Source organism: Streptomyces sp. NPDC055078 (assembly GCF_053607985.1).
In genome coordinates, this window is record NZ_JBSGUP010000806.1 from 1 (window position 1) to 3,325 (window position 3,325).

The 3,325-nt window shown below is 68.1% G+C and carries 2 protein-coding genes; one reads left to right on the forward strand and one right to left on the reverse strand.

Going from position 1 to position 3,325, the window contains the following annotated elements; genetic code table 11:
- Positions 1-203: hypothetical protein (locus ACWF94_RS36990; RefSeq protein WP_453499060.1), on the forward strand; the 203-nt coding region annotated here is incomplete at its 5' end.
- Between the two features lie 140 nt (positions 204-343).
- Here ACWF94_RS36990 and ppdK read toward each other — a convergent pair.
- A complete protein-coding gene (gene ppdK / locus ACWF94_RS36995) occupies positions 344-3,061 on the reverse strand; it encodes a pyruvate, phosphate dikinase (protein WP_453499062.1) in 2,718 nt (905 codons plus the stop codon).
- Positions 3,062-3,325: the final 264 nt, after the last annotated feature.

The following is a 3,325-nucleotide window of genomic DNA, read 5'->3' on the forward strand; positions in this document are numbered from 1 at the left end:
GGGATCCACAGGCCGCGCCCCGACCCTTGTTTTCACGGGCGGGGCACAAGAACGGGGCCATACGCCAGGATCGCGCCGGCATCCCTCAATTCGGCGGAGTCTTTACGGAAGTTATGGAAGAAACAGAAGCGGCGGATACCTTGACCAACCTCGATCAAGGCACCGCCGTCTCCGGTGTTCCGGAGCCGTCACCGACCGGCTGAGGGTCGGGGTACGGAAGGTGGCTCCGGTGTTCAAGGGGTTCGCGGCCGTCCAGGGGCTCGCGGTTCACTCAATGGCTCGCGCCGTTTGTGCGGCTCGGCGCGAGCCACTCACCGTCAGCGCGGCTCACCGTCAGCGCGGCTCAGCGCGAGTCGCTCCCGGTGGAGGCCGCCGCCGCCCGCGCCGCTTCCAGTCGCGCCACCGGGATACGGAACGGCGAGCAGGAGACGTAGTCGAGCCCGACCTCGTGGAAGAAGTGGACCGACTCGGGGTCGCCGCCGTGCTCACCGCAGACACCGAGCTTGAGGTCGGGACGGGTGGCCCGGCCGGCCTCCACCGCGCTCCGCACCAGCGCGCCGACGCCGTCCCGGTCGATGGTCTCGAACGGCGAGACCCCGAAGATGCCCTTCTCCAGGTACGCGGTGAAGAAGCTCGCCTCCACATCGTCCCGGGAGAAGCCCCAGACGGTCTGGGTGAGGTCGTTGGTGCCGAAGCTGAAGAACTCGGCGGCCTCGGCGATCTGCCCGGCCGTCAGCGCGGCACGCGGCAGCTCGATCATCGTGCCCAGCGCGAGCTTCAGCTCGACGCCCGTGGCGGCCTCGACCTCCGCGATGACCTGCTCGGCCTCGTCGCGGACGATCTCCAGCTCCTGGACGGTGCCCACCAGCGGAATCATGATCTCGGCGCGCGGGTCGCCCTTGGCGTCCTTGCGGGCGGCGGCGGCCTCGGCGATGGCCCGGACCTGCATGGTGAACAGACCGGGGATGACCAGCCCGAGCCGTACGCCCCGCAGCCCCAGCATCGGGTTCTGCTCGTGCAGCCGGTGGACGGCCTGGAGGAGGCGCAGATCGTTCTCGTTGTGGTCCTTGCGGGACTCGGCGAGCGCGACGCGCACGGACAGTTCGGTGATATCGGGCAGGAACTCGTGCAGCGGCGGGTCGAGCAGCCGTACCGTCACCGGCAGTCCGTCCATCGCCTCGAACAGCTCGATGAAGTCCGCCCGCTGGAGCGGCAGCAACTGCTCCAGGGCGCTCGCGCGCTCGTCGTCGTGGTCGGCGAGGATCAGCCGCTCCACCATCTCCCGGCGCTCGCCCAGGAACATGTGCTCAGTGCGGCAGAGCCCGATGCCCTGGGCGCCGAAGCGGCGGGCGCGCAGGGCGTCCTCGGCGTTGTCGGCATTGGCCCGTACGCGCAGCCGGCGCATCCGGTCCGCGTACGCCATGATCCGGTGGACGGCGGCGACCAGTTCGTCGGCGTCGTCGGCGCCGGCGTGCATCCGGCCCTCGAAGTACTCCACGACCGGCGACGGCACGACGGGCACCTCGCCGAGGTACACCTTGCCGGTGGAACCGTCGATGGAGACGACGTCGCCCTCCTCGACAACGGTGCCGTTCACGGTCATCCGCCGCCGCTTGGTGTCGACCTCCAGGTCCTCGGCGCCGCAGACACAGGTCTTGCCCATGCCCCGGGCGACGACGGCCGCATGGGACGTCTTGCCGCCCCGGGAGGTCAGGATGCCTTCGGCGGCGATCATTCCGTCGAGGTCGTCGGGGTTGGTCTCCCGGCGGATGAGGATGACCCGCTCACCTGAGCGCGACCATTTGATCGCGGTGTACGAGTCGAAGACGGCCTTGCCGACGGCGGCGCCGGGCGAGGCGGCGATGCCCCGGCCGAGGAGTTCGACCTTGGCGTCCTCGTCGAAGCGGGGGAACATCAGCTGGGCGAGCTGGGCTCCGGTGACGCGCTGGAGGGCCTCGGCCTCATCGATCAGCCCCTGGTCCACGAGCTGGGTGGCGATCCGGAAGGCGGCGCCCGCCGTGCGCTTGCCGACGCGGGTCTGGAGCATCCACAACTGGCCGCGCTCGATGGTGAACTCGATGTCGCAGAGATCCTTGTAGTGGGTCTCCAGCGTCTCCATGATCTGCATCAGCCGGTCGTACGACGCCTTGTCGATCGACTCCAGTTCGGCGAGCGGAACGGTGTTGCGGATGCCCGCGACAACGTCCTCGCCCTGCGCGTTCTGGAGGTAGTCGCCGTAGACGCCCTGCTGGCCGCTGGCCGGGTCGCGGGTGAAGGCGACGCCCGTGCCCGAGTCCGGGCCGAGATTGCCGAAGACCATGGAGCAGATGTTGACGGCGGTGCCGAGGTCGCCCGGAATGCGCTCCTGGCGGCGGTAGAGCTTGGCCCGGTCGCCGTTCCACGAGTCGAAGACCGCGTGCACCGCGAGATCCATCTGTTCGCGCGCGTCCTGCGGGAAGTCGCGTCCGGCCTCGGTCCGCACGATCTTCTTGAAGTGCTTGACCAGCTTCTTCAGATCGGCCGCGTCGAGGTCGGTGTCGACGGTGACCTTCTTGGCCGTCTTGGCGTCTTCGAGCGCCTCCTCGAAGAGATCGCCGTCGACGCCGAGGACGGTCTTGCCGAACATCTGGATGAGCCGGCGGTAGGAGTCCCAGGCGAAGCGCTCGTCACCGGCCTGCTGGGCGAGTCCGGCGACGGACGCGTCGGAGAGGCCGATGTTGAGGACGGTGTCCATCATGCCGGGCATGGAGAACTTCGCACCGGAGCGTACGGATACGAGCAGCGGGTCGTCCGCCTGGCCGAGCTGCTTGCCCATGGCCTGCTCCAGTGCCCCGAGGTGCGCACTCACCTCGTCGCGGAGGGCGGCGGGCTCCTCGCCGGAGTCCAGGTAGACCTTGCACGCCTCGGTGGTGATCGTGAAGCCCGGAGGGACGGGCAGCCCGAGGTTGGTCATCTCGGCGAGGTTCGCGCCTTTGCCACCGAGCAGATCCTTCAGGTCCCGGTTGCCCTCGGTGAAGTCGTAAACGAACTTCTGCTCTGGGTGATCGTGGTGTTCCGACACGGCTCTCGACCTTTCGAGGCTCGGTGGCTGCCCTGACGGCGAGGAACATACCCAGATCAAAGGCTTCTGGGTACGTCCACTTGGCCGTCATACGGCCGCAACCACTCGTCCGCCACCGGATCGAAAGGTGACCGATGAGTAGTCGGCGAATGGGTACTCCTACAACCCTTGAACACATCACCACCCGTAGCGATGGATACGGATCGGATACTCACACTCGGTATCGCTTTCCGCCATCGAGTGAAGCCAGCAAGGGTGGCACGC